This window comes from Mycolicibacterium aromaticivorans JS19b1 = JCM 16368, from assembly GCF_000559085.1.
Lineage (GTDB): Bacteria > Actinomycetota > Actinomycetes > Mycobacteriales > Mycobacteriaceae > Mycobacterium > Mycobacterium aromaticivorans.
The window spans coordinates 2,081,136-2,107,285 of the sequence record NZ_JALN02000001.1 but is presented as its reverse complement, the minus strand read 5'-3'; the positions used below and the strand labels follow the sequence as shown (position 1 = coordinate 2,107,285).

General features: G+C 66.3%; 28 protein-coding genes. 12 read left to right on the top strand and 16 right to left on the bottom strand.

The features are described 5' to 3' along the window. Positions 1-5: 5 nt before the first annotated feature. From Y900_RS10240 to fadD3, 5 genes are read right to left on the bottom strand one after another with little or no spacing between them, the layout of a single operon-like run. Positions 6-1,166 (bottom strand): pyridoxal phosphate-dependent aminotransferase, encoded by a 1,161-nt coding sequence (locus Y900_RS10240; protein WP_036341753.1) that lies wholly within the window; start codon positions 1,164-1,166, stop codon positions 6-8. Between the two features lie 10 nt (positions 1,167-1,176). Beyond that, the gene (ipdE2, locus tag Y900_RS10235) at positions 1,177-2,124 is read right to left on the bottom strand and encodes an acyl-CoA dehydrogenase IpdE2 (protein WP_036341752.1); all 948 of its coding nucleotides are present in this window, start codon (positions 2,122-2,124) and stop codon (positions 1,177-1,179) included. Further along, a complete protein-coding gene (locus tag Y900_RS10230) occupies positions 2,121-3,086 on the bottom strand; it encodes an acyl-CoA dehydrogenase family protein (protein WP_036341751.1) in 966 nt (321 codons plus the stop codon). Before Y900_RS10230 ends, ipdE2 begins: the two co-directional genes overlap by 4 nt. After that, on the bottom strand, positions 3,083-4,237 hold the full coding sequence (locus Y900_RS10225; protein WP_036341750.1) for an acyl-CoA dehydrogenase family protein: 1,155 nt from the start codon (positions 4,235-4,237) through the stop codon (positions 3,083-3,085). The genes Y900_RS10230 and Y900_RS10225 overlap by 4 nt, the downstream gene beginning before the upstream one ends. Further along, positions 4,237-5,790: a 3-((3aS,4S,7aS)-7a-methyl-1,5-dioxo-octahydro-1H-inden-4-yl)propanoate--CoA ligase FadD3 gene (gene fadD3 / locus Y900_RS10220; protein WP_036341749.1), complete on the bottom strand. Its 1,554-nt coding sequence runs from the start codon at positions 5,788-5,790 to the stop codon at positions 4,237-4,239. The genes Y900_RS10225 and fadD3 overlap by 1 nt, the downstream gene beginning before the upstream one ends. A 79-nt stretch (positions 5,791-5,869) precedes the next feature. Between fadD3 and ipdE1 the strand changes: the two genes are divergently transcribed. From ipdE1 to fadA6, 4 genes are read left to right on the top strand one after another with little or no spacing between them, the layout of a single operon-like run. Then, positions 5,870-7,018 (top strand): acyl-CoA dehydrogenase IpdE1, encoded by a 1,149-nt coding sequence (gene ipdE1 / locus Y900_RS10215; RefSeq protein ID WP_036341748.1) that lies wholly within the window; start codon positions 5,870-5,872, stop codon positions 7,016-7,018. Continuing rightward, positions 7,018-7,809 carry a (5R,7aS)-5-hydroxy-7a-methyl-1-oxo-2,3,5,6,7,7a-hexahydro-1H-indene-carboxyl-CoA reductase gene (gene ipdF / locus Y900_RS10210; RefSeq protein ID WP_036341747.1) on the top strand — a complete coding sequence of 264 codons (792 nt, stop codon included), beginning with the start codon at positions 7,018-7,020 and terminating at the stop codon, positions 7,807-7,809. Before ipdE1 ends, ipdF begins: the two co-directional genes overlap by 1 nt. Then, complete coding sequence (kstR2, locus tag Y900_RS10205; protein WP_036341746.1) at positions 7,806-8,396, top strand: TetR family transcriptional regulator KstR2; 591 nt, start codon at positions 7,806-7,808, stop codon at positions 8,394-8,396. The genes ipdF and kstR2 overlap by 4 nt, the downstream gene beginning before the upstream one ends. Before the next feature lie 10 nt (positions 8,397-8,406). Continuing rightward, the gene (gene fadA6 / locus Y900_RS10200) at positions 8,407-9,564 is read left to right on the top strand and encodes a steroid 3-ketoacyl-CoA thiolase FadA6 (RefSeq protein WP_036341745.1); all 1,158 of its coding nucleotides are present in this window, start codon (positions 8,407-8,409) and stop codon (positions 9,562-9,564) included. A 73-nt stretch (positions 9,565-9,637) separates the two neighbouring features. Here fadA6 and Y900_RS10195 read toward each other — a convergent pair whose 3' ends face one another. From Y900_RS10195 to echA20, 7 genes are read right to left on the bottom strand one after another with little or no spacing between them, the layout of a single operon-like run. After that, positions 9,638-10,750, bottom strand: coding sequence for an NDMA-dependent alcohol dehydrogenase (locus tag Y900_RS10195; RefSeq protein WP_036341744.1), 1,113 nt, complete (start codon positions 10,748-10,750; stop codon positions 9,638-9,640). 46 nt (positions 10,751-10,796) lie between these two features. After that, positions 10,797-11,576, bottom strand: coding sequence for a hypothetical protein (locus tag Y900_RS10190; protein ID WP_036341743.1), 780 nt, complete (start codon positions 11,574-11,576; stop codon positions 10,797-10,799). Beyond that, entirely contained in the window at positions 11,573-12,214 is a 642-nt protein-coding gene (locus tag Y900_RS10185; protein ID WP_036341742.1) for a SatD family protein, read from the bottom strand. The genes Y900_RS10190 and Y900_RS10185 overlap by 4 nt, the downstream gene beginning before the upstream one ends. Positions 12,215-12,257: 43 nt before the next feature. Next, on the bottom strand, positions 12,258-13,322 hold the full coding sequence (ipdC, locus tag Y900_RS10180; protein WP_036341741.1) for a (3aS,4S,5R,7aS)-5-hydroxy-7a-methyl-1-oxo-octahydro-1H-indene-4-carboxyl-CoA dehydrogenase: 1,065 nt from the start codon (positions 13,320-13,322) through the stop codon (positions 12,258-12,260). A 4-nt stretch (positions 13,323-13,326) separates the two neighbouring features. After that, the gene (gene ipdB / locus Y900_RS10175) at positions 13,327-14,073 is read right to left on the bottom strand and encodes a cholesterol ring-cleaving hydrolase subunit IpdB (RefSeq protein WP_036341740.1); all 747 of its coding nucleotides are present in this window, start codon (positions 14,071-14,073) and stop codon (positions 13,327-13,329) included. Then, on the bottom strand, positions 14,070-14,948 hold the full coding sequence (gene ipdA / locus Y900_RS10170; protein WP_036341739.1) for a cholesterol ring-cleaving hydrolase subunit IpdA: 879 nt from the start codon (positions 14,946-14,948) through the stop codon (positions 14,070-14,072). The genes ipdB and ipdA overlap by 4 nt, the downstream gene beginning before the upstream one ends. A 1-nt stretch (position 14,949) precedes the next feature. After that, entirely contained in the window at positions 14,950-15,705 is a 756-nt protein-coding gene (gene echA20 / locus Y900_RS10165; protein ID WP_036341738.1) for a (7aS)-7a-methyl-1,5-dioxo-2,3,5,6,7,7a-hexahydro-1H-indene-carboxyl-CoA hydrolase, read from the bottom strand. Between the two features lie 68 nt (positions 15,706-15,773). On the opposite strand from echA20, the gene Y900_RS10160 reads away from it, so the two are divergent. Both Y900_RS10160 and Y900_RS10155 read left to right on the top strand, forming a co-directional pair. Then, positions 15,774-16,553 (top strand): SDR family oxidoreductase, encoded by a 780-nt coding sequence (locus Y900_RS10160; protein WP_036341737.1) that lies wholly within the window; start codon positions 15,774-15,776, stop codon positions 16,551-16,553. 13 nt (positions 16,554-16,566) lie between these two features. Continuing rightward, positions 16,567-17,472 carry an SDR family oxidoreductase gene (locus Y900_RS10155; RefSeq protein WP_036341736.1) on the top strand — a complete coding sequence of 302 codons (906 nt, stop codon included), beginning with the start codon at positions 16,567-16,569 and terminating at the stop codon, positions 17,470-17,472. Between the two features lies 1 nt (position 17,473). On the opposite strand, the gene Y900_RS10150 is transcribed toward Y900_RS10155, so the two are convergent. From Y900_RS10150 to Y900_RS10135, 4 genes are all read right to left on the bottom strand, one after another. Next, positions 17,474-17,878 (bottom strand): nitroreductase family deazaflavin-dependent oxidoreductase, encoded by a 405-nt coding sequence (locus Y900_RS10150; RefSeq protein ID WP_051660355.1) that lies wholly within the window; start codon positions 17,876-17,878, stop codon positions 17,474-17,476. A gap of 70 nt (positions 17,879-17,948) precedes the next feature. Then, positions 17,949-18,404 (bottom strand): nitroreductase family deazaflavin-dependent oxidoreductase, encoded by a 456-nt coding sequence (locus Y900_RS10145; protein WP_036341735.1) that lies wholly within the window; start codon positions 18,402-18,404, stop codon positions 17,949-17,951. Positions 18,405-18,419: 15 nt separating this feature from the next. Next, complete coding sequence (locus Y900_RS10140; protein ID WP_036341734.1) at positions 18,420-18,794, bottom strand: DUF8021 domain-containing protein; 375 nt, start codon at positions 18,792-18,794, stop codon at positions 18,420-18,422. After that, complete coding sequence (locus Y900_RS10135; protein WP_036341733.1) at positions 18,794-19,957, bottom strand: steroid 3-ketoacyl-CoA thiolase; 1,164 nt, start codon at positions 19,955-19,957, stop codon at positions 18,794-18,796. Before Y900_RS10135 ends, Y900_RS10140 begins: the two co-directional genes overlap by 1 nt. 120 nt (positions 19,958-20,077) lie before the next feature. On the opposite strand from Y900_RS10135, the gene Y900_RS10130 reads away from it, so the two are divergent. From Y900_RS10130 to Y900_RS10105, 6 genes are read left to right on the top strand one after another with little or no spacing between them, the layout of a single operon-like run. Next, complete coding sequence (locus Y900_RS10130; protein WP_036341732.1) at positions 20,078-21,316, top strand: cytochrome P450; 1,239 nt, start codon at positions 20,078-20,080, stop codon at positions 21,314-21,316. Positions 21,317-21,351: 35 nt separating this feature from the next. Continuing rightward, on the top strand, positions 21,352-22,359 hold the full coding sequence (locus Y900_RS10125) for an acyl-CoA dehydrogenase family protein (protein WP_036341731.1): 1,008 nt from the start codon (positions 21,352-21,354) through the stop codon (positions 22,357-22,359). After that, positions 22,360-23,523: an acyl-CoA dehydrogenase FadE29 gene (gene fadE29 / locus Y900_RS10120; protein ID WP_036341730.1), complete on the top strand. Its 1,164-nt coding sequence runs from the start codon at positions 22,360-22,362 to the stop codon at positions 23,521-23,523. Further along, positions 23,520-24,491, top strand: coding sequence for a bifunctional MaoC family dehydratase N-terminal/OB-fold nucleic acid binding domain-containing protein (locus Y900_RS10115; RefSeq protein WP_036341729.1), 972 nt, complete (start codon positions 23,520-23,522; stop codon positions 24,489-24,491). Before fadE29 ends, Y900_RS10115 begins: the two co-directional genes overlap by 4 nt. After that, positions 24,488-24,889 carry a MaoC family dehydratase gene (locus Y900_RS10110; protein ID WP_036346359.1) on the top strand — a complete coding sequence of 134 codons (402 nt, stop codon included), beginning with the start codon at positions 24,488-24,490 and terminating at the stop codon, positions 24,887-24,889. Before Y900_RS10115 ends, Y900_RS10110 begins: the two co-directional genes overlap by 4 nt. Continuing rightward, positions 24,889-26,055, top strand: coding sequence for a 17-hydroxy-3-oxo-4-pregnene-20-carboxyl-CoA lyase (locus Y900_RS10105; protein WP_036341728.1), 1,167 nt, complete (start codon positions 24,889-24,891; stop codon positions 26,053-26,055). The genes Y900_RS10110 and Y900_RS10105 overlap by 1 nt, the downstream gene beginning before the upstream one ends. Positions 26,056-26,150 lie beyond the last annotated feature (95 nt).

The following is a 26,150-nucleotide window of genomic DNA, read 5'->3' as shown; positions in this document are numbered from 1 at the left end:
ACAAGTCAACGAAGCCACGGTCCCAACCGGCGCAGCGCCTCCTCGATGTTGCTCGACGGCCCGGCGAACGACAACCGTACGAACGACCCGCCTCGCACAGTGTCGAAGTCGACCCCCGGGGCGATCGCCAATCCGGTGTCAGACAAGAGCTTTTCGCAGAACCCCAATGAGTCCGACGTGTAGTCCGAGACGTCGGCGTAGACGTAGAAGGCACCGTCGGTGGGGGCCAGCCGGGTCAGGCCGATGTCACGCAAACCCGTCAGCAGCCGCTCCCGGTTGGCGGCGTAGTGGTGCAGATGGCCTTCCGCTTCGGCGACGGCCTCCGGCGTGAACGCGGCCACCGCGGCGTACTGCGGGAGCACCGGCGGGCAGATCGTGAAGTTCCCGGTGAGGCAATCCACCGCGCGGCGCAGCTCCTGCGGTACCAGCAGCCAGCCCAGCCGCCAGCCCGTCATCGCGAAGTACTTTGAAAAGCTGTTCGCCACAACCGCATTGCGCGACGTCTGCCAGGCGCACGACGTCTCCGGTGCACCGGGGTAGAGCAGCCCGTGGTACACCTCATCGCTGATCAGCCGAGCCCCGGTCTGGTCGCACCAGGTGGCGATCGCCGCGAGCTCCTCCGGCGGGATCACCGTGCCGGTCGGGTTGGCCGGGCTTGCGACGATCACACCTTGCACCGGCGGATCCAGCTCGGCCAGCATCTGCACCGTCGGCTGGAACCGCGTCTGGGGCCCGCACGGGATCTCCACCACCTCGCACCCCAGAGCGGACAGGATGTTGCGGTAGCAGGGGTAGCCCGGGCTGGCGATGGCCACGCGGTCGCCGGTGTCGAAACATGCCAGGAATGCCAGCAGGAACCCGCCGGAGGATCCGGTGGTGACCACCACGTCGTCGGCGCTGACGTCCACGCCGTACCGGTCGGCGTAGGACGCGGCGATCGCCTGCCGTAGCTCCGGGATGCCCAGTGCGACGGTGTAGCCCAGCTGGTTGGCCTCCAGAGCCGCCGCCGCGGCCGCGCGCACCGGTTCCGGAGCGCCGACGCTGGGTTGGCCCGCGGACAGGTTCACCAGATCACCGTGGGTGCGCTGGCGCTCCGCGGCGGCCAGCCACACGTCCATCACATAGAACGGTGGGATTCCGGCTCGCAGCGCAACGCGGTTGTTCACCTGAGCCAGGCTAGAACACCTGTGATTCGAGCTGGCGAAGTTGGTCCGACACCGAACCGAGCAGCTGAGCGCTGCCGTGCGCGCGCTTGAAGTACAGCTGGATGTCGTGTTCCCAGGTGATCGCGATTCCGCCGTGCAGTTGGATCGCTTCGCCGGCGACCTTGATGAACGCCTCGGTGGCGGCCAAGCGGGCCAGCGCTGCCGATGTCGGCGACGGTGCGGCAATGGCAGCGTCGACGACAGCGCGGGCTGACTGGACTGCGACGTACAGATCGGCCATCCGGTGTTTGAGCGCCTGGAAGCTGCCGATGGGGCGGCCGAACTGCACGCGTTCCTTGGTGTAGTCGACGGTGAGCTCCAGGCAGCGGGTGGCCGCGCCGATCTGCTCGGCCGCCAGCAGGGTGGCCGCGATTTCGGCCAGGCCGGGATCGCTGCCGATCGCATCGGCGGATCCCGCGGACAGCCGCGCCAACCGGCGGGTCGGGTCCATGGTCTGCACCGCTTCGGCGCTGACATCACTCCACCGGGTCAGCGCACCGCCGTCGACGCCGACCACCACATCGGCGATGTCACCGTTCACCACGTAGCCGGGATCGAACACCACGGCGCCGACGGACTCACCCGCAGCGAGCTGCTCGAGGGCGTCGGTGTCGGGTTGGTCCGCGGCGAGCAGGGCCAGCTCGGCCAGCGTCGTGCCCAACAGTGGCGTCGGGACCAGACCACGACCCAATTCCTCGAGAACTGCTGCGGCATCCGCCAATTCGCCGCCGGCACCGCCGAGTTCCTCGGGCACTACCAGAGCGGCGACGCCAACCTGTTCGCACAGCTTGGACCACAGCGACGCGTCGTAGCCGTGATCGGATTCCATGGCGTCGCGCACCGCGGCGGGCGAGGCGTGCTTGTCGATCAGCGCTGCGACGGTCTCGCGCAGCATCTGCCGTTCTTCGGTGGATGTCATGTCAGCGCCTCCAGCACTCGACGGCGGTGGCTGGTCGGATCGCCCCACGCCGAGTGCAGCGCCTGTACCCGCAGCAGCCACAGGGACAGATCGTGTTCGGAGGTGAAGCCGATGGCGCCGTGGGTCTGTAGCGAGGATCGTGCCGCCAGCAGAGCGGCGTCCGAGGCGGCCGCTTTGGCTGCGCTGACATCGCGTGCGGTGTCGGGGGATCCGTCGGCCAGCGACAGCGCCGCGCCGTAGATCAAGGGCCGGGCCAGTTCCACCGCGATGTGCACGTCGGCGAGCTTGTGTTTGATCGCCTGGTAGCTGCCGATGATCCGGCCGAATTGACTGCGCTGCTTGGCATATTCGACCGACATGTCCAGCATCGCCTGCGCGGCGCCGACCAGTTGCGCGGCGGTCGCCAACGCGCCGTACTCGAATGCCAGTGCCACGTCGGCGTCGCGGGTGTCTGCGGCGGTGACGTCGAAGAGGGTGCGGCTGGGGTCGACGGAGGAGTGTCCGTCCCCGACGGTGGCATCACCGACCCGACCGTCCTGCGCCAGCAAGGTCAGTCCGGCGAAGTCGGCGTTGACCGCGCGCGGCACCGACGGCGGCAATGCCACTGTGGCGATCAGTTCCCCGGCCGCCAGAGCGGCCGATCGGTCGGCCCAATCCTCCTGGCCGGCCAGCAGAACCGGCGCCACCGCAATAGATTCCGTGACCGGGCCGGGAACGTTCCAGCGGCCGAGGCGCTCCAATGCGACCACCAGGTCGACGGGATGCGCTTCGATGCCGTCGTACTTCTCGGCGACGGCCAACGCAGTCACACCGAGGTCGGTCAGCGCCGACCACACCTTGCGTGCGGGTGCGGTGTCGCCCTGTGCCCACGCCCGGACCGCGCCGGGGACATCGGCGGCGCCGAGTGCGGCGTCGATACTGGCGGCGAAGTCCCGCTGCTGTTCGTCGAGTGCGAATTTCATTTCTTCGCTCCTGCGCTCGCTGAGCTTTCCCGGGGCAGCCCGAGCAGACGCTCGGCGATGATGTTGCGCTGAATTTCGTTGGTGCCGGCGTAGATCGGGCCGCCCAATGCGAACAGCAGGCCTTCGGTCCAGGAGTCGGTCAGCTCGGCGTCGGCGCCGCGCAGTTCCAACGCCGTCTGGTGCAGTGCGACGTCGAGATCCGACCAGAACACCTTGGTCACCGACGACTCGGCGCCCAGTTCGCCGCCTGCGGCGACCCGGGTCACGGTGCCGAATGTGTGCAACCGGTAGGCCTGCGCCTTGATCCAGGCATCGGCTACTCGGTCGGCGAACGCGGGGTCACCGCCACGGTCCTGCCACTCCGACACCAGACGCTCAGCAGGTGCGAGGAACCGCGCCGGGCTGCGCAGTGACATACCGCGTTCGTTGCTCGACGTGCTCATCGCGGCACGCCAACCGTCGTGCACGGCGCCGATGACGTCGGCGTCGGGGACGAAGACGTTGTCCAGGAACACTTCTCCGAAGCCGGTGTCGCCGCCGAGCTGCGCGATCGGGCGCACCGTCACACCCTCGGCCCTCAGGTCGAACATGAAGTAGGTCAGCCCGCGATGGCGCTCGGCGCTCGGATCGGACCGGAACAGGCCGAAGGCGCGGTCACCGAACGGCGCTCGGCTGCTCCAGATCTTCTGGCCATTGAGCAGCCAGCCGCCGTCGGTCTGGGTGGCCGTGGACCGCAGCGACGCCAGGTCGCTTCCGGACTCCGGCTCCGACCAGGCCTGCGCCCAGATCTCTTCGCCGCTGGCCATTTTCGGCAGGATGCGGTCCAGTTGTTCTTCGGTGCCGTGCGCGAACAGGGTCGGTCCCAGCATCGAGGTACCATTGGCGCTGGCGCGTCCCGGCGCGCCGGCCCGGAAGTACTCCTCCTCGTAGGCCACCCATTGCAGCAGCGTGGCGTCGCGGCCGCCGTACTTCTCCGGCCAGGTCACCACCGACAGGCCGGCGTCGAACAGGATGCGGTCCCAGCGGCGGTGCTGCTCGAACCCTTCGGCATTGTCGTAGGACTTGGTCGGGAACGAATCCTTGTTGGCCGCCAGGAAGTTCCGCACCTCGGTGCGGAACTCTTCGGTCGCGTCGTCGTACTGTAGGTCCATCAAACCATCTCTCGCAGTGTGGGTTTGACCACTTTTCCACCGGGGTTTCGAGGTAGTGCCTCCACGAATACCACCGAGCGCGGGGTCTTGAAATTGGCCAGGTGCTTGCGGGTGTAGTCGATCACGGCCTGCTCGTCGAGATCGTTGCCGGGCCGGCGCACGATGAATGCCCGGCCGACTTCACCGAGGCGTTCGTCGGGTACTCCGATGACGGCGGCGTCGGCGACTCCGTCGAGCCGGGCCAGGACCTGCTCGATCTCGGCGGGGTAGACGTTGAAACCGCCGCAGATGTACATGTCCTTGAGCCGATCGGTGATGCGCAGATTGCCGGCCTCGTCGACGGTGCCGACGTCACCGGTGTGCAGCCAGCCGTCGCTGTCGATCGCGGCCGCCGTCGCCGCCGGATCGTCGAGGTAGCCGAGCATCACATTGGGTCCGCGCAGCAGCACCTCGCCGGCGCCGGTCTCGGCATCGGGGGAGTCGATACGCAGTTCGAAATCCGCGATCGGCCGGCCGCAGGTGGTCGCCACGGTGACCGCGTCGTCGTCGGCCCGGCACATGGTGCCGAAGCCGTTGGCCTCGGTCAGCCCGTATGCGGTCAGCACGATGTCGAAGTCCAGTTCGGCTTGCATGCGTTCGATCAACACGACGGGCACCGTCGCCGCGCCGGTCACCGCGAACCGCAGCGAGCTCAAGTCGTACTGCGTGCGATTCGGGTGATCCAGCAGCGTCTGGAAGATGGTCGGCGGCCCGGGCACCACGGTGATGCGCTTCTCGGCGATCACCCGCATGGCCTGCTCGGGGTCGAACGTGAGCTGGGGGATCAGGGTCGCGCCGGTCTGTAGGCAGGCCAGGATGCCGGCCTTGTAGCCGAAGTTGTGGAAGAACGGGTTGATGCACAGGTAGCGGTCGGCGCTGGTGAGCTGGCCGCACTCGGCCCATGCCGCGGGCGCGGCCAGTGACTGCCGGTGCGCGCAGAGCACACCTTTGCTGCGGCCGGTGGTGCCCGAGGTGAACAGCACGTCGGACGGGTCGTCGGGGCTCACTGCCGCCGCCCGGGCGTCGACCTCCGAGAGCGGCACCCGCGGGCCGGCGAGGAACTCGTCCCAGGTGCCAGCCAAGCCGGTGTCGTCCGAGTCGATCGGGATGCGCACGATGTGCCGGAGGTCCGTCAGTGCGGCGCGGTCGAGATCGCCAACCCGGTCGGCGCCCAAGAACCGGCCCATGCCGAACAGCAGCGGTGCGTGCGTCCGGGCCAGGATGTCGGATGCCTCGTCAGCGGTGTAGCGCGTATTCAGGGGCACCATCACCGCACCGGCGTACTGCGTGGCCAAACAGGCGATCACCCAGTGCCAGGTGTTCGGTGACCAGATGGCGATCTTGTCGCCGGGTTGCACGCCCAGCCCGATTATCGCGGCGGCCGCTCGGCGGACCTCGTCGCGCAGCTCGGCGAAAGTGAACGTGCGGTCGTCGGTGATCAGTGCGTCGTGGTCGGCGAAATCGAGTGCCATCCGGTCAAGCACCGCGGGTGTGGTGCGCGGGGCGCTCGTCATCGAGACTCCTCAAGGCTTGATACCCGGTGCATCGGTCCCGGGCTAACAAAGCAAGTGCTTGGTAGGTTAGCCTACAAGGGTGATCACGGTCGAGGAGTTCCGGGCGGAGGTCCGCGAGTGGCTGGCCGACAATCTGGTCGGTGAATATGCCGCGCTCAAGGGTCTCGGCGGCCCGGGTCGCGAGCATGAAGCCTTCGAGGAGCGGTTGGCCTGGAACCAGCACCTGGCAGCGGCGGGCCTGACCTGCCTGGGCTGGCCGGTGGAGCACGGCGGGCGCGGCCTGTCGGTAGCCCACCGGGTGGCGTTCTACGAGGAGTACGCCAAGGCCGACGCCCCGGACAAGGTCAACCACCTGGGCGAGGAACTGCTCGGTCCCACCCTGATCGCGTTCGGCACCCCCGAGCAGCAGCAGCGGTTTCTGCCGCGGATCCTCGACGTCACCGAGTTGTGGTCGCAAGGCTATTCCGAGCCGGGCGCCGGCAGTGACTTGGCCAATGTCGCCACCTCAGCCGTCCTCGACGGTGACCAGTGGATCATCAACGGGCAGAAGGTGTGGACCTCGCTGGCGCACTGGGCGCAGTGGTGCTTCGTGGTCGCTCGCACCGAGAAAGGCTCCAAGCGGCACGCCGGGCTGTCCTACCTGCTGGTGCCGCTCGATCAGCCCGGCGTGGAGATACGCCCGATCATCCAGCTGACCGGCGACTCGGAATTCAACGAGGTGTTCTTCACCGACGCCCGCACCGATGCGAGTCTGGTGGTCGGAGAGCCGGGCGACGGCTGGCGGGTGGCCATGGGAACGCTGACTTTCGAGCGCGGGGTGTCCACGCTCGGTCAGCAGATCCGTTATGCCCGTGAGCTTTCCGGTGTCGCCGAGTTGGCCAAGTCGAACGGTGCGATCGACGATCCGCTGATCCGCGAGCGGCTCACCCGCTCCTGGGCGGGCCTGCAGACCATGCGGTCCTACGCGCTGGCGACCATGGACGTGGAGCAGCCGGGGCAAGACAACGTCTCGAAGCTGTTGTGGGCCAACTGGCATCGTGATCTCGGCGAGCTGGCGATGGACATCAAGGGTCGCTCCGGGCTGCTTCTGGACGGCGGCGAGTTCGACGAATGGCAGCGGTTGTTCCTGTTCTCCCGGTCGGACACGATCTACGGCGGGTCCAACGAGATCCAGCGCAACATCATCGCCGAGCGGGTGCTCGGTCTACCTCGAGAGGCGAAGGGCTAGTGGCGTCATTGTCGGAGGTGCCCGAAGAAATCGCGGGCCACGGTCTGCTGACCGGCAAGGTCGTCGTGGTGACGGCGGCGGCGGGTACCGGTATCGGATCGTCGACTGCGCGCCGCGCGCTGCTCGAAGGTGCCGATGTCGTTGTCTCCGATCACCACGAACGCCGGCTCGGCGAAACCCGAGACCAGTTGGCCGAATTGGGGTTGGGCCGGGTCGAAGCTGTGGTGTGCGATGTCACGTCAACCGCTCAGGTCGACGCGCTGATCGCCTCCACCACCGCGCGCCTGGGCCGCCTCGACGTGCTGGTGAACAACGCAGGCCTCGGCGGTGAAACCCCAGTCATCGACATGACCGACGACGACTGGGATCGCGTCCTCAACGTCACACTGACGTCGGTGATGCGGGCGACCCGCGCGGCTCTGCGCTATTTCCGCGATGCCGGTCACGGCGGAGTGATCGTCAACAACGCCAGTGTCCTCGGGTGGCGGGCGCAGCATTCGCAGTCGCACTACGCCGCCGCCAAGGCCGGCGTGATGGCGCTGACCCGGTGCAGCGCAATCGAAGCCGTCGAATACGGGGTGCGCATCAACGCCGTGTCGCCGAGCATCGCGCGGCACAAGTTCCTGGAGAAGGTCAGCTCCTCCGACCTGCTCGACCGGCTCTCGGAGGGCGAGGCATTCGGCCGCGCCGCCGAGCCGTGGGAGGTGGCGGCCACCATCGCATTCCTGGCCAGTGACTACTCGAGTTACCTGACCGGCGAAGTCATTTCGGTATCGAGCCAACGCGCGTGACCGAGCAGCCGGTCAGCCGTCGCGACGAGCTTCTGGTGCTCGCCGCGACGATGTTCGCCGAGCGGGGACTGCGTGCGACCACCGTGCGCGACATCGCCGACTCGGCGGGCATTCTGTCCGGCAGCCTCTATCACCACTTCAAGAGCAAGGAGCAGATGGTCGAGGAGGTCCTGCGCGACTTCCTGGACTGGCTGTTCGACCGTTATCACCAGATCATCACCACCGAGCCCAATCCGTTGGAGCGGTTGAAGGGTCTGTTCATGACGTCCTTCGAGGCGATCGAAGACCGGCACGCCCAGGTGGTGATCTACCAGGACGAGGCCAAGCGGCTGACGAACCTGCCGCAGTTCGATTTCGTCGAGACTCGCAACAAAGAGCAGCGCAAGATGTGGCTCGACCTGCTCAACTCCGGCGTCGAGCAGGGCTACTTCCGGCCCGACATCGACGTCGACGTGGTCTACCGGTTCATCCGGGACACCACGTGGGTTTCCGTGCGTTGGTATCAACCGGGTGGCCCGCTGACGGCCGAAGAGGTTGGTCGCCAATACCTTTCCATCGTCCTCGGCGGAATAGCCGCCGCAAAGTAAGGAGATCGACATGGCCCCCGCTTCACAGGCATACGTCATCGACGCCGTACGCACCGCGGTCGGCAAGCGCAACGGTTCGCTGGCCCACGTCCATCCCATCGACCTCGGCGTGGTGGCGTTCCGCGGCATCTTCGACCGGGTCGACGTCGACCCCGGCGCCGTCGAGGACGCGATCGTCGGCTGCCTGGACACCATCGGCCCGCAGGCCGGCAACATCGGCCGCAACACCTGGCTGGCGGCCGGCTTCCCCGAGGAGGTGCCGGGTGTGACCGTCGACCGCCAGTGCGGCTCCAGCCAGCAGGCGATTTCCTTTGGCGCTCAAGCCATCATGGCGGGCACCGCGGACCTCATATTGGCCGCCGGTATGCAGAACATGAGCCGCATCCCGATCTCGTCGGCAATGACAGTCGCCGAGCAGTTCGGCTTCACCTCGCCGACCAACGAGTCGGAGAACTGGCTGCACCGCTATGGCGATCAGGAGATCTCACAGTTCCGCGGTGCGGAGATGATCGCCGAGAAGTGGGGCCTGTCCCGTGAGGAGATGGAAGAGTTCTCCCTGAACAGCCACAACAAGGCCTTCGCCGCCATCCGCAACGGCAACTTCGAGAACGAGATCGTCCCGGTCGGCGAGTTCCGCACCGACGAGGGTCCGCGCGAATCCAGCCTGGAGAAGATGGCCGGGCTCAAGACGCTGCGCGAAGGCGGCCGGCTGACCGCGGCCATGGCCAGCCAGATCTCCGACGGCGCCAGCGCGGTGCTGCTCGCCAGCGAGCAGGCCGTCAAGGACCACAAGCTCACCCCGCGGGCCCGCATCCACCACATCAGCGCCCGCGGCGCGGACCCGGTGTTCATGCTCACCGGCCCGATCCCGGCGACCAAGTACGCACTGGACAAGGCCGGCCTGACGATCGACGACATCGACGTCGTCGAGATCAATGAGGCGTTCGCGCCGGTGGTGATGGCCTGGCTCAAGGAGACCAAGGCCGACCCGGAGAAGGTCAACCCCAACGGCGGTGCGATCGCACTGGGCCACCCGCTCGGCGCCACCGGGGCCAAGCTGTTCACCACCATGCTCAACGAGCTCGAGCGTCGCGGTGGCCGCTACGGCCTGCAGACGATGTGCGAAGGTGGCGGCACCGCCAACGTCACGATCATCGAACGGCTCTAACGACTTTCGTCGACTGTGCGGTTTCATACCCGGCTCGCCCGTCGCCGGCGTATGAAACCGCACAGTCGCGAGGTCAGTGGTCGTGCAGGACGACTCCACGGATGTTGCGACCGGCGAGCATGTCGTCGTAGGCGTTGTTGATCTCGCCCAGCTTGTACTCGTGGGTGACGGTCTCGTCGAGCAGCAGCTTGCCCTGGCGGTAGAGGCTGAGCAGCTTCGGGATGTCCGCGCGCGGGTTGGCCTGCCCGTAGAGGCTGCCGAGTAACCGCTTCTGGAAGAGCGTGAACATCGTCATCGGCAGCACCGGCGTCACGTCGGTCATCGGCGCCAACGCGGTGAGCACCACGGCGCCGCCCTTGCTGACGAGTTCCAGTGCGTCGTTGATCATCTGGCCTTCGACCAGCCCGACCGTCAGCAGTGCGGAATCGGCCATCACACCTTTGGTCAGTTCGCGCACCAGCTCGGTGCCTTCCGCGATCGACGTCGCGAAGTGGGTGGCGCCGAACAGAAATGCCTTGTCCCGCTTGCTCTCCACGATGTCGATCACGACGATCTTCTCCGCGCCCGCCAGCCGGGCGCCCTGGATGGCACCGCTACCGATGCCGCCGCAACCGATCACCACCACGGTGTCGCCCGGCGCCACGTCGGCGGTGTTGACCGCCGAACCCCACCCGGTGGTGACACCGCACCCGAGCAGGCAGGCCCGGGTCAGCGGGATGTCGTCGTCGATCTTGACCAGCGACGCCTCCGGAACGGTGCCGTAGGGGGCGAAGGTGCCCAAACCGATTGCCGCGTAGATGTCTTGGCCGCGCGCGTGCCGTCGGAAGGTGCCGTCGGGCTGCAGACCCATGAGGATCTCGGCGCCCATGTCGCACAGGTTCGACTTGCCGGTCGCACACCAGCGGCAGCGTCCGCATGCGGGCAGGAATGCCGCCACGATGTGATCGCCGACCTTCAGGTCGCGAACTCCCGGACCGACCTCCTGCACGATGCCCGCGCCTTCATGGCCACCGATCAGCGGAATGGGCGCGACCAGATCACCGTCGCGGATGTGGTGATCGGAGTGACACAGCCCGGTGGCCTCGAACGAGACCAGGACCTCGCCGTCCTTCGGCGGATCGAGCTCGACTTCTTCGACGCTCCAGTCTTGGCCGTAATCCCACAAGATGGCGGCATTCATTTTCATGGTGCACAACGTATGACGCCGACGCCGTCCCGCGACGGCGATTCGGCTAACCGAGAGCGGTCAGGGCGAGACCACCGAGCGCCACCATCCAGCTGGCGAAACTGCCGACCAGAAAGTACTCGGTCACATCATCGATTCCGATCCCCGGGTCGCTGCGCTCCTGCCCGCCGGTGCCGATTCCGATTCCGCCGTTCTCCCTGGCCTTTTGGGCGTTGATCTCCGGAAAACGGATGATGCTCTTGGCCGCCACCACCGCCGACGCGACGGCCAGCTGCCCGGCCAGGGCCAGGCCCACGATCAACAACCGTTCCATCGGCCCGAGTAGCCGCCCGCCCTTCAACTTGTCAGACGGCTGCGGCTCGCCGGCGGGCTTGACCGAGCCGACCGACCCCAGCAGTAGACGCACCAGCTGGTTACCTGTCACGATCTGGAGCACAATCACGCCGACCACCAACATGATTCGGGTCGGATCGGTCCCGGTCACCGGGGCCCACCCGAGCCAGGCCTTGACCGGGCCGGTCACCGGCGAACCCAATCCGGACAGCAGGATCAGCACCGCCAGCACGGCCGCGAACAACACCAGCGGCGCCACTTGCCAGCGGCCGCCGGCCCGCTCGGCGCGGGTGCATGACAGCTCCCATGACACTGAGGCAGCCGCGGCGATACCGACCAGGATTAGATCACCGGGATGCAGCAGCCCGCACAGCACGGCCGTGATCACCGCGACCACCGGACCGATGACGACGGCCGGCCACCGGCGCTGCGTTAACCTGCGCAGGCCATCGGCGCAGCCGACGGCGATCAGAAACACCGCGACGCCACTCACCGGACGGCCCTCAGCTGTTCGGACGCCAGCACCAGCAGATCCAGTCCATCGCGCGCGGTCCGCTGGGACACCGCCGATGCACTGATACCTTCCATGGCGGCCAGTTCCTTCTTCGTCTTGTGGTCGAGCAGTCCCCGCAGTAGCCGAAGGGACCGGGCATCTATCGATCCAAGCAGGTGGTCCCGACACAACAGGGCGGCGTTGACCGCGTCGGGGTCGGGCCCGGCGTCGCCGTGGCGTCGGTAGGCGGTGCGCACCGTCGCCAGAGCTGGCTGCTGCTGGGCGGCCGCCGTCCACTCGATGGCTTCGCGCGCCGACCACCAACCGGGGCCGTCCTGAATGCCGGTGTCGGAGTCGAGCACGGTCATCTCGCCCCAACCGATACCGAAGCGCACGTCGATGTCGGGGTCGAGCGCCAAGCGCACGGTCAACGCGGCGTCGATCGCGGCGCCGACGCTCGGATAACTACCCTGGAACTCGTCACCGACCGTGAAAGCGGGAGGGTCCGCGGCGACTGCGCCAAGCGCGTCGGTGACGCGGCGGTGCAGGTCCGCGCGGTCGGCGGCGTGGCGGGAGTCGACGACGTCGCCGATCAGAGCCGCCCGACATGATGAAGCGATAACCTTCACTTCAGCCATATGAAGATTATAGCTTCATTTTGGCAAATTGAAGCGGATAGCTTTACACGATGTAGGAGCTGGCCGACTGCAAGTGTTTGACGGCGTCGGTGACGATGGTGTCGATCAGCTCGGCGCACGACGGCAGGTTGTCGATGATCCCGGCGACCTGGCCGGAGGCCAGCACACCCGCCTCGGTGTTGCCTTCGACCAACCCGGCCTTCAGCAGCATCGGGGTGTTCGCGGCCATCAGCACCTGCGACCAGGTGAGGTCCTTGCCGTGGCGCATCGCCAGACCGTCGCGGATCATCCCCGCCCACGTCATCTGCGACATCTTCTTGAACTTGGCCGCATTGCGCGCCGCCGCGGTGAAACCCCGGACCGGCGAGCCGCTCTCGAGCTTCTCGACGAGTTCGGTCCGCAGCACCCGGTGTGGCATGCCGTCGACCCGGGTGGACACCACGGTGCCGTCCAGCGCGGCCGTGAGGTACCGCTGCTTGATGTCCTCGGGCACAGTCGAATCCGAGGTCAGCAGGAAGCGGGTCCCCATCGCGACCCCCGCCGCGCCGTATGACAGCGCCGCGGCAAGACCGCGCCCGTCGAAGAAACCACCGGCGGCGATCACCGGGATGTCGACGGCGTCGAGCACCGACGGCAGCAACAGGGTGGTCGCGACCGGGCCGGTGTGACCGCCGCCCTCGCCGCCCTGCACGATCACCGCGTCGGCGCCCCAGCCGGCCACCTTACGAGCATGCTTGGCCGCGCCGACCGACGGAATCACCACGGACCCGGCCTCTTTGAGCTTCGCGATCAGCTCTTGCTTCGGCGCCAGGGCGAACGACGCCACCTTGACACCCTCTCGGATCATCAGGTCGACCCGGTCGCCGGCATCTGCCCCGTCGGCCCGGATATTGACGCCGAAGGGTTTGTCGGTGGTGGCCTTCACCTTTTTGATGGCCGTGGCCAGCTCGTCGATCGTCATCGTCGCCGAGGCGAGGATGCCGAGGCCACCGGCATTGGATGTCGCCGAGACCAGACGGGCGCCGGCCACCCAGCCCATGCCGGTCTGCACCACCGGGTGTTCGATGCCGATCAGTTCGGTCAGCGGGGTCTTCAAAGAAGCGGACATCTTCCTACTTCACCTCTCGGTCCCTTAACGCCTTGGGATCGATGACTTCTTGCAGCAGCCTCTGCTCCTCGCCGGAGGGCAGGCGGGAGGTCTCGGCCTCACCGAGGCCGTGCACCTCGAACGAGGTGTTCTCGGCGACCTCCTCGGGCGCCACGCCCGGATGCAGCGACACCGCCCGCATCTGGTGGTCGGGACCGTTGAAGTCGAACACGCCGAGATTCGTCACCACCCGGTAGACGTTCATGTAGCGGTAGGCCGGATTGTCCGGATCGACCTTGTCCCAGCCGATTCCGGAGACGATGTCCACGCTCTCGCCGAACACCCGCTTGGAATGGTTGCCCACCCAGTAGCTGGTCGCGTGGTTGATCGTGTTACCCGGAGCGCCGCGCACGCCGAACATCTGGCGGGTCGGATGCTGCAGCGGACCGAAGGCGGACAGGTTCTGGTTGCCGTAGCGGTCGATCTGGTTGGCGCCCATCACCACATGGCGACGCCCCCAGGCGAGCGTCTCGAAGACGCGGCCGAACGGCATCCAGCCCTCGATGGCTCCGGTCGCGCCCATCGCCGGGGTATCGGCGAGGATGCGCGCCTCGCCGTCGGTCAGCAGGATTTCGGGGGAGAACGTCAGCCGGGCCAACCGGGCACCGATCGACACCATGTTGGCCATCGGGCTGACCATGATTTCGCCTGCGTCACGGAACAGTTCCGCGCAGGCGACGGCGCACACCTCGGCGCGGGTCGCGGAGATCATGCTTGTTCCTCCTTGAACTTGCGCACTGCGGCTTGGTAATCGTCTTCGCTGCCCGACAAGTAGGTCGACACGAACTCGGCCCACGTCTCGTCGGATCCGGCAGCCTCGGCGTAGTGACGCTGGAATTTCTCGTCGCGACGGTAGTCGGGCTCGGCGGTGGTGAAGTGTGCACCGCCCGGCGCCTCGACCACGCTGTCGACCATCATCCGGTTGATCAGCAATGCCTGCACCGGAACGGATTTCACCAGCTCCTCGGTGGACACCACCTTCTCCACCGACATGACGCGCTGCTTCGCCGACATCAGGAACAGGTCGTCGAAGTACGGGTCGATGCCGGTGTACGCGGCGTTGCCGTGTGCGTCACCGAGATTGAGGTGCACCAGCGCGACGTCCAGGTTCAAGGCGGGCATGGCGACGAGTTCCTCGTAGCCCTTCCCGGTCGGATACGGCGACTTGACGGTCTTGAGCTCGTCGCCCCAGAACGCCCGCACGTCACTGCCCAGTCCGGCGCGGATCGGCAGGAACGGCAGCCGCTGGGCCGCGGCCTGCAGACCGCAGCGCAGCATGCCCTCGTCCATCTCGCGCGCCTCGATCGCCCCCGTCGTGCGGGCCTTGGCGAACCACGGGTCGTAGAACGGCGGCGAATCCAATGACACGAAGCCGTAATAGACCTTCTTGACCTTCCCCGCCGAGCACAGCAGGCCGAGGTCGGGGCCGCCGTAGGTCACGACGGTCAGGTCGGTGACGGCGGTGCGCAGCAAGGCGCGCACGAGAGCCATCGGCTTGCGCCGGGAACCCCAGCCGCCGATACCGATCGTCATCCCGCTCTCGACGACGGCGACGGCCTCATCGAGCGTTGTCCGCTTGTCTGCCATGCTATTTCGATCCCTTGTCGGTTCCGGCGAACGCGTCGCGGTGCTCATCGGAGACGCCGGCCAGGTTCAGTTCGAACGTGAAGCCCTGCTCCATCCGGTAGCGCGCATTGACCGGCTGGATGTCGATGAAGTTCAGCGCCTCCTTGGCGGCGCGGATCACCCGGGTGTCCTTGGACGCGATGTCGCGGGCCACCCGCAGTGCTGCCTCATCGAGGTCGGCGCGCGGCACCACCTCGTGCACCGAGCCGAAGTGATGCAGCGTCTCGGCGCTCACCGTTGCGGCGGTGAAGAACAGCCGGCGCATCATGTGCTGGGGCACCAGCCTGGACAGGTGGGTGGCTGCGCCCAGTGCGCCGCGCTCCACCTCGGGCAGGCCGAACTTCGCATCATCGGACGCGACGATCACATCAGAGTTGCCGACCAGTCCGATCCCGCCGCCGACACAGAATCCGTTGACGGCTGCGACCACCGGCACCTCGCACTCGTACACCGCGCGGAACGCGTGGAAGCATCCGCGGTTGGCGTCGATCAGAGCGGTGAACCCCTCGGTGTTCTGCATCTCCTTGATGTCGACACCGGCGTTGAAGCCACGGCCCTCGGCGCGCAGGATCACCACGTGGGTGTTCATGTCGCGGCCTGCTGCGGTGATGGCGTCACCGAGCTCGAACCAGCCGCGGGAGGGGATTGCGTTGACGGGCGGGTAGTTCACCGTGACGGCGACGATGCCCGGTTCGACGGTGCTGGTGGTGATGGTCATCGGGATACCTGGGCCACTTCCTGACGGGGTGAATACCTAAGCAAGCACTTGCTTGGTACGCTAGCACAGTGACCGAAGCGGCTGACAGCGGTATCAACCTGCAATTGAGCGCCTCTGTCGTCCTGGTGACGGGGGGTGTGCGAGGTGTCGGCGCCGGAATCAGCGCCGTCTTCGCCGCGCAGGGCGCCACCGTCATCACGTGCGCCCGACGACCGGTCGACGGGTCGCCGTACGAGTTCAGGGCATGCGACATCCGCGACGACGAGGCTGTCAAGGCTCTCATCGACGGGATTGTCGCCGACCATGGGCGCCTCGACGTCGTCGTCAACAATGCGGGCGGCTCACCCTATGTACTCGCGGCCGACGCCTCGGCGAAATTCAGCACCAAGATCGTGGAGCTCAATCTTCTTGGTGCGCTGTCGGTCTCGCAGCATGCCAATGCGGTGATGCAGGCCCAGGACTCCGGTGGCTCGATCATCAACATCACCAGCGTGAGCGGCCGACGGCCGACGCCGGGCACCGTCGCCTACGGGGCGGCCAAGGCCGGTATGGAAAGCATGACGACCACGCTCGCCGTGGAATGGGCGCCGAAGGTCCGGGTCAACTCCGTCGTCGTCGGCATGGTCGAGACCGAGCAATCCGAACTCTTCTACGGTGACGCCGAATCCATCGCGGCGATCTCCAAGAACGTGCCGCTGGGCAGGCTGGCCAAACCCGAGGATATCGGTTGGGCCACAGCATTTCTCGCCTCGCCTGCGGCGTCCTACATCAGTGGTGCGTCGCTGGAGGTACATGGTGGCGGGGAACCGCCGCACTACCTGTCGACCACAACTGCCGACATCAAATAAGGAGACAACGTCAATGGGACTTCTCGACGGTCGTGTCGTCATCGTGACAGGATCGGGCGGCGGCCTCGGCCGGGCGCACGCGCTGGCGTTCGCCGCTGAAGGTGCGCGCGTGGTGGTCAACGACATCGGTGTCGGGCTCGACGGTTCGCCTGCCGGTGGCGGTAGCGCCGCGCAGGGTGTGGTCGACGAAATCGTCGCCGCCGGTGGAGAAGCCGTCGCCAACGGTTCCAACGTCGCTGACTGGGCGCAGGCCGAGGCGCTGATCCAGACCGCGATCGATTCCTTCGGTGGACTCGACGTGCTGGTGAACAACGCCGGCATCGTGCGGGACCGGATGTTCGTCAACGCCACCGAGGACGAGTTCGACGCCGTCACCGCCGTGCACCTCAAGGGCCACTTCGCCACGATGAAGCACGCCGGAGCGTACTGGCGCGCGCAGTCCAAGGCCGGCAATGCCGTCGATGCCCGCATCATCAACACCAGCTCGGGTGCCGGCCTGCAGGGCAGCGTCGGACAGGCGACCTACAGCGCGTCCAAGGCGGGTATCGCCGCGCTGACCCTGGTGGCCGCCGCCGAGATGGGGCGCTTCGGCGTCACCGTCAATGCGATTGCGCCCTCGGCCCGTACCCGGATGACCGAGACCGTGTTCGCCGAGATGATGTCAACGCAGGACAAGGCTTTCGACGCGATGGCACCGGAAAACGTCTCGCCGCTGGTGGTGTGGCTGGGCAGCGTCGAGTCGAGAGACGTCACCGGCCAGGTGTTCGAGGTCGAGGGCGGCATCATCCGAGTGGCCGAGGGCTGGAACCGCGGCGGGACCATCGACAAGGGCGCCCGCTGGGATCCCGCCGAGCTCGGCCCGGTCGTCAGCGACCTGATCGCCAACTCGCGCACCCCGTTGCCGGTCTTCGGCGCCTAGCTCACACGGGCTCGCACACCACCAGCGGGATGCGCCGATCCGCGGCGTCCTGATACCCCTTGTACGGCGGGTAGATTCGCGTCAGCTGGCGCCAGTACACCCGGCGCTCGTCGTCGGTGGCGTCCCGCGCCGTCATCTCCCGCACCGTGCCGCGCACCTGAACCTCGACCTTCGGATCGGCCTTCAGATTGAGGTACCACGCAGGATTCGAGTTGCGCCCGCCGTAGGACGCGGGCAGCACGATGCGTTCGCCGTCCTGCAGATACAACGTGGCGGTGGTGCGCGGCTGGCCCGACTTGCGGCCGGTGGTCGTCAGCAGCGCGGCGGGGAACCACAGCAGCTTCGCGCCCAGCTTGCCGTTGGTGCGGCGATACACCGCGATGTGGGCGCGGGCGAAGTACTTCATGGCTTTCGCCAGCACGCTCGAATTGCGGATGGGGTGGGACTCTTGGCTCACGCCAATGAATTGCCCAGCTTTACGGATCGCAAATCACGATGGGGATCACGCGGTCCGTCCAGGACTTGTAGTCCTCGAAGCCGGTGTAGAACGCGGTCATCTTGGGCCAGTACTCGGCGCGCTCAGCCTCGGTGGCATCGCGCGCGGTCAGCTCGAGGACCTCGTCCTTGATCTGGACCTTTACCTTCGGGTTCGCCTTGAGGTTGAGGTACCACAGGGGGTGCTTGTCGCTGCCGCCCTGGGATGCCACCAGCACCACCCGATTGCCCTCGCGGAGGAAGAGCAGCGGCGCGACGCGCGACTCGCCGCTTTTACGCCCGATCGTGGTCAGCAGCGCCACCGGCGCCCCTTCGAGGAAACTGCCGCCGATCTTGCCCTTGCTGGCCTTGTACAGCGCGGTCTGCGCTTTTGACATCCACTTGATGATGAACTTCGTCGTCGGTGTGTCGAGGGCCTTGGGGCGGGGCTTGGGCAAGAAGAACTCCTCGGGCTAGCTCTTGATGAACGGGCGAACCATCGCCCGAATGTGATGGATCTTGCCATCAGTGGCCGGGATCAGGAACGTCTCGTCGATACGCGCGGCGACTCGTCGTCCTGCGAGCGTCGGTTTGGTGAGCAGTTCGAATCGGGCGTGGACCTCATCGCCGTTCACACTGAATTCCGGCTCGCTGACCGACTTGATGACGAGGTACTGCGGACCGCGATTGAGGCTGCGGCGCAACTGATCTCCGGAGAATCCGGTTTTGACGCCGAACTCGATGCGGGTGCAGCCGGGCGCGAACGGCACGTCGTCAGCCTTGTGACTGGCGAGGGCCTCGATGTATGCCCGTGCCGCCGCGATCCGTTCGTCCTCGGTAGCAGGCACTAGATCCGCTCGATGATCGTTCCGGTCGACAACGCACCACCGGCACACATGGTGATCAGGGCGGTGCTCTGATCGGTGCGCTCCAACTCGTGCAGCGCGGTGGTGATCAACCGGCTTCCGGTGCTTCCGACGGGATGACCCAGAGCGATCGCGCCACCGTTGACGTTCACCTTGTCCATGTCGGCCTCGTGGACCTGCGCCCAGCTGAGCACCACCGAAGCGAAGGCCTCGTTGATCTCCACCAGGTCGATGTCGCCGAGCTTCATGCCGGCCTTCTCCAGCACCCGCGCGGTGGACTGCACCGGGCCGTCGAGGTGGTAGTAGGTCTCGGAACCGACGAGCGCCTGGCTGACGATGCGCGCCCGCGGCTTCAATCCCAGCGCACGCGCCTTGTCTTCGTCCATCCACAACACCGCGGCGGCGCCGTCGGAGATCTGCGACGAGGTGCCCGCGGTGTGCATGGCGCCTTCCATAACCGGCTTGAGCCCGGCCAAGCCCTCCATGGTGGTGTCGCGCAGGCCCTGGTCGCGGCTGACCATGTGGCGCTCTTCGGTGGGTCGCTTGTTCTCGTCGAGAACCGGCGCCTCGATCGGGGAGATCTCACGGTCGAAGCGATGCTCGTCCCACGCCCGCTTGGCTCGTTGCTGAGACAGGAAGCCGAGGTGGTCGAGGTCCTCGCGAGTGATGCCGCGGCGCTTGGCGATTCGCTCGGCGGCGGTGAACTGATCGGGCATGTCGATGTCCCACGACGCGGCGCGGATCAGCGAGCGGTCGGGGCCGGCGTTGGCGCCGAGGCCCACGCGGCTCATGGCTTCGATACCGCAGGCGATGCCGACATCGATCGCGCCGCTGGCGATCAGCCCGGCGATGAGGTGGTTGGCCTGCTGGGCGCTGCCGCACTGGCAGTCGACGGTGGTGGCGCCGATCTGCTCGGGCAGTCCCGCGGTCAGCCACGCGACACGGGTGATGTTGTTGGACTGCTCGCCGTACTGGGTGACGCAACCGCCGATGGCCTGCTCGACCTCGTTGGCGTCGATACCCGCCTTCTCGATCACGGCCTTCTGGACGGCGCCCAACAATTCGGTCGCATGCAGACCGGACAGCCAGCCGCCCCGCTTTCCGATGGGACTGCGGGTGGCTTCGACGATGACAGGATTACCCATGAGGTCAGGCTAGAACACGTTTCATTAGTCTGACAAGCGAGGATGCCACGGTGCCTTTTGTCTGCGGTGAAGGCATGTTTTACTGGCACTAGAACACGTCATATTGAGGAGCGCATCATCATGCCAACCCCCAACATCCCGGCCGGTTTCGATTTTCTGGATCCGGACCTGCATGTGCAGCGTCTGCCGGTCGAGGAGCTCGCCGAACTGCGCCGGGTCGCGCCGATCTGGTGGTGCGAACAGGCTATCGGCAAGGGCGGCTTCAACGACGGCGGTTACTGGGTCGTCACCAAGCACAAGGACGTCAAAGAGGTCTCGCGCCGCAACGACGTCTTCCTCAGCTCGCCGAACACCGCGATCCCGCAGTTCCCCGATGAGATGGCGCGCGAGGACATCGACCTGCAGAAGGTCGTCATGCTCAACATGGACGGCGAGTACCACGACCGGTTGCGCCGGATCATCTCCAAGGGGTTCACGCCGCGCGCCATCGGCGCTCTGCGTGACGAGCTCGACCGGCGGGCCCAGATCATCGCGAAAGAGGCTGCCGCGCAGGGCAACGGTGACTTCGTCGAGCAGGTCGCTTGTGAGCTGCCGCTGCAGGCGATCGCCGATTTGCTGGGGGTGCCCCAGGAGGATCGCGCCAAGCTGTTCCGCTGGTCGAACGAGATGACCGGCAACGGTGACGAAGAGTTCGACGTCGATCCCAAGCAGTCGTCGATGGAGGTGCTGGCCTACGCCATGCACATGGCCGAGGTGAAGGGCAAGAACCCCGGCAACGACATCGTCACCGCGCTGATCAACGCCGACATCGACGGCGAGAAGCTCTCCGACGACGAGTTCGGCTTCTTCGTGATGATGCTTGCCGTGGCCGGCAACGAGACCACCCGCAACTCGATCACCCACGGCATGATCGCGTTCGCGAACAACCCCGACCAGTGGGAGCTCTACAAGAAGGAGCGCCCGGAGACCGCGGCCGACGAAATCGTCCGCTGGGCCACCCCAGTCACCGCGTTCCAGCGCACCGCCGCCGAAGATGTCGAGCTGTCCGGTGTGCAGATCAAGAAGGACCAGCGGGTGGTGATGTTCTACCGCTCGGCCAACTTCGACGAAGAGGTCTTCGAGGACCCGTACAGCTTCAACATCCTGCGCAACCCGAACCCGCATGTGGGCTTCGGCGGCACCGGGGTGCACTACTGCGTGGGCGCCAACCTGGCCCGGATGACGATCAACCTGATCTTCAACGCAGTTGCTGACCACATGCCCGATCTCACCTCGGCCGGCACGCCGGAGCGGCTACGTTCGGGGTGGCTCAACGCCATCAAGCACTGGCAAGTCGACTACACCGGAGCATCGGCCTAAAACGCGTATCGCCTGAGAATCAAGGAGGATTCTTCGTGGACTTCAGTCCGGACGAAGGGCAGCAGGCAGTCACCGACGTGGTGACGTCCGCACTCGAGCGGGACAACAGCTGGGACGCGCTGGTTTCTGGTGGCGTCGTGGCGTTCGGCGTCCCGGAGCGGCTCGGCGGTGACGGCCTCGGTCTGGCCGAGATCACCGCGGCGCTCACCCAGATCGGCAGATTCGGCAACATCAGTCCTGCGTTCGCGACCCTCGGTCTGGGTCTGCTTCCGCTGCTGGACCTGGCGTCGGACGCCCAGCAGGATCGCTACCTGGCCGGTGTCGCCACGGGTGCGGTGCTGACGGCGGCGCTCAACGAGCCGGGGCGATCGCTGCCCGAGCGGCCCGAGACGCGGCTGACGGACGGCAAGCTGAACGGCACCAAGATCGGCGTTCCCTTTGCCGAGCTTGCGGATTGGATCGTCGTGAGCACCGACAGCGGTGTGGTGGTGGTGTCGCCCAAGGCGGCCGGTGTGAGCCTGGCGAAGACCCCGTCGGCGACACACGCCGACGAATACGTCGTCACCTTCGCCGACACCCCCGTCGACAGCGCGGATGTGTTGGGCGGCAGCGATTCCGTGCGCCGGATCAACCAGCTGGTGGTTGCCGCCGTGGGCGCCTACGCGTCCGGCCTGGTGGCAGGTGCGCTGCGGCTCACCGCCGACTACGTCGCCAACCGGCACCAGTTCGGCAAGCCGCTGTCGACCTTCCAAACCGTCGCCGCGCAGCTCGCCGAGATCTACATTGCCTCGCGAACCATCACGTTGGCGTCGACGGCGGTGTCCTGGGCACTGTCCGAGGGGCGCGACGCGACCGAGGACATCGACATCCTTGGCTACTGGGTGACTTCGCAGGCCCCGCCGGTCATGCAGCTGTGCCACCATCTGCACGGCGGTATGGGTATGGACATCACCTACCCGATGCACCGCTACTACTCGTCGATCAAAGATCTCACCCGACTGTTGGGTGGCAAGGCACACCGTCTGGAACTGGTGGGAGCATAAATGTTCATCGAGCTGACTCCTGAGCAGAAACAGCTGCAAGCTGAACTGCGGGAATACTTTTCGAATCTCATCTCGCCTGAGGAAGCCCAGGCGATGGAGTCCGACCGGCACAACGAGGCCTACCGCGCGATCATCAAGCGGATGGGCTCCGACGGCAAGCTGGGTGCCGGCTGGCCCAAGGAGTACGGCGGCTTGGGGTACGGCCCCATCGAGCAGTCGATCTTCGTCAACGAGGCGCAGCGTGCCGACGTGCCGCTGCCCGCGGTGACGCTGCAGACCGTCGGGCCGACGTTGCAGCAGTACGGAACCGAAGCGCAGAAGAAAAAGTTCCTGCCGGCGATCCTGGCCGGCGAGGTGCACTTCGCGATCGGCTACAGCGAACCGGAGGCTGGCACCGACCTGGCGTCGCTGCGGACCTCGGCGGTCAAGCAGGGTGACGAGTACATCGTCAACGGCCAGAAGATGTGGACCACCGGCGGCCACGATGCCGACTATGTCTGGCTGGCCTGCCGCACCGATCCGGAAGCCGTGAAGCACAAGGGCATTTCGATCCTGATCGTGGACACCAAGGATCCGGGTTACTCCTGGACGCCGGTCATCCTGTCCGACGGCGCCCACCACACCAACGCCACGTACTACAACGACGTGCGGGTGCCCGCCGACATGCTCGTCGGTGAAGAGAACGGCGGATGGCGGCTGATCACCACCCAGCTCAACAACGAGCGGGTCATGCTGGGACCGGCCGGCCGGTTCGCGGCGCTCTACGACAAGGTGCATTCCTGGGCCTCGAAGCCGGGCAGCAACGGAAACACCCCGCTTGATCACGCGGACGTCAAGAGCTCGCTTGGCGAGCTCAAGGCCATGTGGCGCATCAACGAACTGCTCAACTGGCAGGTCGCGGCGTCGGGGGAGGAGATCGACATCGCGGATGCTGCCGCCACCAAGGTGTTCGGCACCGAGCGCATCCAGTATGCCGGCCGACTCGCCGAGGAAATCGTTGCTGCACACGGCAATCCGGCTGATCCGGAGACCGCGGAGCTGATGGACTGGCTGGACAGCCAGACGAAGCGCAACCTGGTGATCACATTCGGTGGCGGAGTGAACGAGGTCATGCGGGAGATGATCGCGGCTGCCGGCCTGAAGGTGCCGAGGGTGCCCAGATGAGCGCGGTCGACGACATCAAGGCCGCCGCCGAACGGGTCAAGGCTGAGGGCAAGAGCAAGCCGCGCGTCGCCCGCCATCCGGTCAACCAGCCGATGGTCGATCACTGGCTCGACGCGATCGGGGACAAGAACCCGATCTACGTCGATGAGGACGCCGCCAAGGCGGCAGGCCATCCCGGTTTGGTTGCCCCGCCGGCGATGATCCAGGTGTGGACGATGATGGGTCTGGGCGGTGTCCGCCCCGATGACGACCCGCTGGGCAAGATCATCGAATTGTTCGACGAGGCAGGCTATATCGGTGTCGTCGCGACCAACTGCGAGCAGACCTATCACCGGTATCTGCGGCCCGGTGAAGAAGTCAGTGTCGCCGCCGAGCTGACCGACGTCGTCGGTCCCAAGCGGACCGCATTGGGCGAGGCGTTCTTCATCACCCAGACCATCACCTGGTCGGTCGGTGACGAGGATGTCGCCGAGATGATGTGGCGCATCATGAAGTTCATCCCTTCGGAAAAGGACGGGGCCAAAGCTTCCGCTTCGTCGGTGCCGGATGACCTCGATGCCGACTCCGCCATGCGTCCGGCGTCGTCGAAGGACACCAAGTTCTTCTGGGACGGCGTCAACGCGCACGAACTGCGCATCCAGAAGCGCGGGGACGGCACTCTGGTGCATCCGCCGGTGCCGGCGTTGTGGCTCGACAAGGAGCAGGAGACCGACTACGTCGTCGCCAGCGGCAACGGTACGGTCTTCAGCTTCGTGGTGCACCATGCGCCGAAGGTGCCCGGTCGGACGCTGCCGTTCGTGATCGCGCTCGTCGAACTCTCCGAAGGCGTGCGGATGCTCGGGGAGTTGCGCAACGTCGATCCCTCGACCGTGAAGATCGGAATGCCCGTCCGCGCAATGTATATCGACTTCCCGGCCAACGACGTCGGGCCTGCCTGGACCAACTACGCGTGGGAGCCTGCCACATGAGCGCACCAGCCATCGAAGTCGGCACCAAGCTGCCGGAGCTGAAGTTCTACGGCGACCCGACGTTCATCGTCTCGACGGCGATCGCCACCCGGGACTATCAGGATGTCCACCACGACCGGGACAAGGCGCAGGCCAAGGGCTCCAAGGATATCTTCGTCAACATCCTCACCGACACCGGTCTGGTGCAGCGGTTCATCACCGACTGGGCCGGCCCGACCGCCGTCATCAAGTCGATCGGCTTGCGTCTGGGCGTACCCTGGTACGCCTACGACACGGTGACGTTCACCGGTGAGGTCACTGCAGTGGAGGGCGATGTGATCTCGCTGAAGATCGTGGGCAGCAACAGTCTTGGTGATCACGTGATCGCCACCGCCACGCTGACGATCGGCGCCGCGTAATGCCGGGCGAGCTGAGCGGCAAGGCCGCGATTGTCGGCATCGGAGCCACCGACTTCTCGAAGAACTCCGGTCGCAGTGAACTGCGGCTGGCATCCGAGGCGGTGCTCGACGCTCTCGACGACGCGGGCCTGACGCCCGCCGACGTCGACGGCATGACCACGTTCACGATGGACTCGAACACCGAGGTCGCGATCGCACGGGCCACCGGCATCGGCGATCTGAAGTTCTTCTCCAAGATCCATCACGGCGGCGGTGCGGCCTGTGCGACCGTCCAGCAGGCGGCGATCGCGGTGGCCACTGGTGTCGCGGATTGTGTGGTGGCATACCGGGCTTTCAACGAGCGTTCCGGCATGCGCTTCGGTCAGGTGCAGATGCGCCTGGTCGAGAACGCGGACTCCACCGGCGTGGACAACTCGTTCTCGTACCCGCACGGGCTGTCGACGCCGGCCGCACAGGTCGCGATGATCGCCCAGCGCTACATGCACTACTCCGGGGCGACCAGCCGTGATTTCGGCGCGGTGTCGGTCGCGGACCGCAAACATGCGGCCAACAATCCGAAGGCGTACTTCTACGAGAAGCCGATCACCATCGAGGATCACCAGAATTCGCGATGGATCGCTGAGCCACTGCGGCTGCTGGACTGCTGCCAGGAGACCGACGGTGGCGTGGCCCTGGTGATCGTCTCGGCCGAGCGCGCCAAAGACCTCAAGCATCGGCCCGCCATCATCGAGGCGGCGGCGCAGGGGTCGAGCCCGAACCAGTACTCGATGACGAGCTACTACCGGCCCGAACTCGGACTGCCCGAAATGGGTTTGGTGGGCAAGCAGATGTGGGCGCAGTCGGGTCTGACGCCGGCCGACATCCAGACCGCGATCCTGTACGACCACTTCACCCCTTTCACGCTGATTCAGTTGGAGGAGTTGGGTTTCTGCGAGCCGGGTGATGCGAAGGACTTCGTCAAGGACGGCGCGCTGGAGATCGGCGGACGGCTGCCGATCAACACTCACGGCGGTCAACTCGGCGAGGCCTACATCCACGGGATGAACGGCATCGCCGAAGGTGTGCGCCAGCTGCGCGGCACCTCGGTGAACCAGGTGGACAACGTCGAGCACGTGCTCGTCACCGCAGGCACCGGCGTCCCGACGTCGGGCATCCTCCTGGGCTAGGGCCTTGCGCCGAGCGTCACACCAGAGTCACGTTCAGTCCCGAGCGTGACTCTGGCGTGACGTTCACGGCGGTTGTCGGTGGTTAGCGGCACACT

Bases quoted from the DNA above. Each gene is read 5' to 3' on its own strand.
- Y900_RS10155 (WP_036341736.1), top strand. From the start codon at position 16,567: ATGGGACTTCTCGACGGTCGTGTCGTCATCGTGACAGGATCGGGCGGC.
- Y900_RS10110 (WP_036346359.1), top strand. From the start codon at position 24,488: ATGAGCGCACCAGCCATCGAAGTCGGCACCAAGCTGCCGGAGCTGAAG.
- fadE29 (WP_036341730.1), top strand. From the start codon at position 22,360: ATGTTCATCGAGCTGACTCCTGAGCAGAAACAGCTGCAAGCTGAACTG.
- Y900_RS10105 (WP_036341728.1), top strand. From the start codon at position 24,889: ATGCCGGGCGAGCTGAGCGGCAAGGCCGCGATTGTCGGCATCGGAGCC.
- Y900_RS10185 (WP_036341742.1), bottom strand. From the start codon at position 12,214: ATGGCTGAAGTGAAGGTTATCGCTTCATCATGTCGGGCGGCTCTGATC.
- Y900_RS10130 (WP_036341732.1), top strand. From the start codon at position 20,078: ATGCCAACCCCCAACATCCCGGCCGGTTTCGATTTTCTGGATCCGGAC.
- Y900_RS10230 (WP_036341751.1), bottom strand. From the start codon at position 3,086: ATGAAATTCGCACTCGACGAACAGCAGCGGGACTTCGCCGCCAGTATC.
- Y900_RS10225 (WP_036341750.1), bottom strand. From the start codon at position 4,237: ATGGACCTACAGTACGACGACGCGACCGAAGAGTTCCGCACCGAGGTG.
- ipdC (WP_036341741.1), bottom strand. From the start codon at position 13,322: ATGTCCGCTTCTTTGAAGACCCCGCTGACCGAACTGATCGGCATCGAA.
- Y900_RS10150 (WP_051660355.1), bottom strand. From the start codon at position 17,878: ATGAAGTACTTCGCCCGCGCCCACATCGCGGTGTATCGCCGCACCAAC.
- fadA6 (WP_036341745.1), top strand. From the start codon at position 8,407: ATGGCCCCCGCTTCACAGGCATACGTCATCGACGCCGTACGCACCGCG.
- fadD3 (WP_036341749.1), bottom strand. From the start codon at position 5,790: ATGACGAGCGCCCCGCGCACCACACCCGCGGTGCTTGACCGGATGGCA.
- Y900_RS10195 (WP_036341744.1), bottom strand. From the start codon at position 10,750: ATGAAAATGAATGCCGCCATCTTGTGGGATTACGGCCAAGACTGGAGC.
- ipdA (WP_036341739.1), bottom strand. From the start codon at position 14,948: ATGGCAGACAAGCGGACAACGCTCGATGAGGCCGTCGCCGTCGTCGAG.
- Y900_RS10135 (WP_036341733.1), bottom strand. From the start codon at position 19,957: ATGGGTAATCCTGTCATCGTCGAAGCCACCCGCAGTCCCATCGGAAAG.
- Y900_RS10115 (WP_036341729.1), top strand. From the start codon at position 23,520: ATGAGCGCGGTCGACGACATCAAGGCCGCCGCCGAACGGGTCAAGGCT.
- ipdE2 (WP_036341752.1), bottom strand. From the start codon at position 2,124: ATGACATCCACCGAAGAACGGCAGATGCTGCGCGAGACCGTCGCAGCG.
- ipdB (WP_036341740.1), bottom strand. From the start codon at position 14,073: ATGATCTCCGCGACCCGCGCCGAGGTGTGCGCCGTCGCCTGCGCGGAA.
- echA20 (WP_036341738.1), bottom strand. From the start codon at position 15,705: ATGACCATCACCACCAGCACCGTCGAACCGGGCATCGTCGCCGTCACG.